Source organism: Microbacterium sp. UBA3394, assembly GCF_002358725.1.
Lineage (GTDB): Bacteria > Actinomycetota > Actinomycetes > Actinomycetales > Microbacteriaceae > Microbacterium > Microbacterium luteum.
The window spans coordinates 5,637-8,284 of sequence record NZ_DEPK01000062.1; the positions used below are offsets into that span (position 1 = coordinate 5,637).

Here is a 2,648-nt window from a genome sequence, read left to right on the forward strand (position 1 = left end):
GCAGAAGGAGGTGTCGTTCCTCTCGCGCCGGGGCAACGAGGTGATCCTCCGTCTGATCGACACGGATCGGTTCGAGGTGAAGGTCACCGAGCATCCCGACTACACCGCGGTCCTCACGCGGCGCGCACCCGATGATTTCGAGCTGCAGCCCNNTAGGTGCCGTCTGCTTCGCGGTCGAGGTATCCGAGGAACACGCCGTCGCGGTTGGCGACGTAGAAGCCCTCCTCGACACGCGACCATGCGATGCCGTAGCCGCGGCGCGGGGGCGCGGTGATGTCACGGGCGGGCGGTCGGGGAGAGATCCGGCGATCGGGCATGAGTCCATGCTCCCGTGGACCGCCCTCGGATGACGCCCCTTGCGCCGCGGCGGATCTTATGACAGTGGCACGGGCGTGTTGTCGTCGCCCGCACGTAGAGTCATGCCGTGAGTGACTTCGAGGGTCTGCCGCTTCCCACCGCTGAGCAGAAGGAGGTGTCGTTCCTCTCCCGCCGGGGCAACGAGGTGATTCTCCGTCTGATCGACACGGACCGGTTCGAGGTGAAGGTCACCGAGCATCCGGACTACACGGCGGTCCTCACACGGCACGCGCCCGATGATTTCGAGCTGCAGCCCGTTCGCGACGTCGACGGGGTCGCCGACGACGGCATCACGGCGCACGAGCTCTGGGAGAGGTTCTGACGAACGTGCATCCGGCGGGCACCCGTCGTCGGAAGACACTGATGACCGCATGCGTCGCAACCTTGGAGGTAGACCGTGTCCACGTCGACGACGACTCGAACCGATCCCACCACGCGCGGGCGTGACCTCGCCCGGCAGATCATCATCCTCGTCAGCTCCGTGCTGGCGATCATCGCGGCCTTCATCGGGTCGGGGGCGTTCTTCGGAACCCCGATCCAAGAGGCCGCCGGCGGTTTCCTCGACGCTGACTCGACCCTCACCGCCCCGGGAACGGGAGCGTTCCGCATCTGGAGCGTCATCTACACCGGCATGCTCGCGTACGCGATATGGCAGGCGCTGCCCGCGCAACGCCACGACACCCGCCAGCGCATCGGCTGGTGGGTCGCGGCATCCCTGATTCTCAATGCGGTGTGGATCGGCGTCGTGCAGGCCGACCTGCTGTACCTCAGCCTGCCGGTCATCGTGCTGCTGCTGGTCGTGCTGTGCCGCATCTTCGTCACCCTGCGCCGCACCGCGCCGAAGAACCGGGTCGAGGTCGTGGTCGCCACGGGGCCATCGGGCTGTATCTCGGATGGGTGATCATCGCGACCGTTGCGAATGCCACCGCGATCCTCGTCGCCGCCGGGTTCGACGGGTTCGGCATCGCTCCCGAGATCTGGTCGTCGCTGGTGCTGGCCGCCGCCGCAGCGGTCGGCATCGCGCTGGGGTTCTGGGGCGGCGGCCGTATCGCGCCGGCGCTGTCACTCAGCTGGGGGATCGCGTGGGTCGCCGTCGCCCGATTCACCGACGAGCCGTACTCGCCGGCGACCGGTGTCGCCGCGATCGTCGCGGTGGCGCTCATCGTCATCGCCACGCTGTTCGCGCGCTTCCGCCACGCCCGTCGCGCACACGCCGATCGCTGAGCGAGCCCCGTTTCGTCTCGTCGCTGCGCTCCTCGCTCAACGAACGGGGGTGGCGGCGGTCAGCGCACGCGGAGGGCGCCGGGTTGCATCGACACCCGGAAGGCGCGGGCCTCGCCGATCTCCTCGCCGTCGATCTGGAACACGCGAGGCGCCGGCAGTGACACGTGGATGCTGTGGGCGCGGCCGTGCGTGATGTCGTCCGTGTCCGTCGAGCCGTCGTCATCGTCGCGGCGGATCATGCGACCGAGATTGCTGTCCCACAGCATCGTCGTGAGAGTTCCCAGCCAGGGGGCGAGCCCATCCGCGCTCAGCATCAGGAAATCGAGCTCGCCGTCGCCCGGGTCGGCATCAGGCAGCAGGGCGAAACCCGCCTGCAAGGTGCCGCAGTTGCCGATGAGCAGGGTGTGCCCGGTCTCGTCACGACCGGGCTCGTCGTCCACGGTGAGTTCGAACGAGACCAGGTCGCTGGCGCGGAGCGCCCGCCCGAGGGATTCCACGTACGCCAACCAGCCGGCCTTGCTCTTCAGCCCCTCATCGGTCTCGGCGATCATGTTCGCGTCGATGCCGAATCCGATCATCACCACGAAGGCGTGCCGCTCCGCCCCCTCGGCCAGATCGACCTCGACCCACCCGACGTCGATGCCGCGTGGCGTGCCGGTCGCGGCTCGCTCCACGGCGGCCGGCACGTTCCGCAGCGGCACGTCGAGGTTGCGGGCGAGCAGGTTTCCGGTGCCGAGAGGAACGAGACCGAGGTCGACGTCGGCCCGCACATCCGCGAGATGCTCGGCCACCGCGCGCACCGTGCCATCGCCGCCCGCCACGATGACCACCTCGGGCGCCGTTGCCAGAGCCTGGGCCGCGACGCCCTGGCCGGGGTCGTCCACCGTCGTCTCGAACCACGCGATCTCGTCAGCGTCGAAGACGCGCAGCAGTGGCTCTTCGAGCGTCTCCCGGTCGGTCTTCGATGGATTCCACACCATGGCGGCGCGCACAGCACTCATATGGCGAGCGTAGGGGTATCGGTGAGCATGTCTGTCCTCACACGAATGCCCCGTCGATCGACGGGG

4 protein-coding genes are annotated in these 2,648 nt (G+C 68.5%); 3 read left to right on the top strand and 1 reads right to left on the bottom strand.

The features are described from left to right. Positions 1–424 precede the first annotated feature (424 nt). The 3 genes from B4E30_RS03445 (at position 425) to B4E30_RS16525 (ending at position 1,581) form a co-directional block, all read left to right on the top strand. Positions 425–679 carry a hypothetical protein gene (locus tag B4E30_RS03445; RefSeq protein ID WP_286720500.1) on the top strand — a complete coding sequence of 85 codons (255 nt, stop codon included), beginning with the start codon at positions 425–427 and terminating at the stop codon, positions 677–679. A gap of 75 nt (positions 680–754) precedes the next feature. Then, entirely contained in the window at positions 755–1,258 is a 504-nt protein-coding gene (locus B4E30_RS16520) for a tryptophan-rich sensory protein (protein ID WP_336510677.1), read from the top strand. Beyond that, complete coding sequence (locus tag B4E30_RS16525) at positions 1,255–1,581, top strand: hypothetical protein (RefSeq protein WP_336510676.1); 327 nt, start codon at positions 1,255–1,257, stop codon at positions 1,579–1,581. The genes B4E30_RS16520 and B4E30_RS16525 overlap by 4 nt, the downstream gene beginning before the upstream one ends. A gap of 59 nt (positions 1,582–1,640) precedes the next feature. On the opposite strand, the gene B4E30_RS03455 is transcribed toward B4E30_RS16525, so the two are convergent. Continuing rightward, complete coding sequence (locus B4E30_RS03455; protein ID WP_194383688.1) at positions 1,641–2,582, bottom strand: diacylglycerol/lipid kinase family protein; 942 nt, start codon at positions 2,580–2,582, stop codon at positions 1,641–1,643. Between the last annotated feature and the right edge of the window lie 66 nt (positions 2,583–2,648).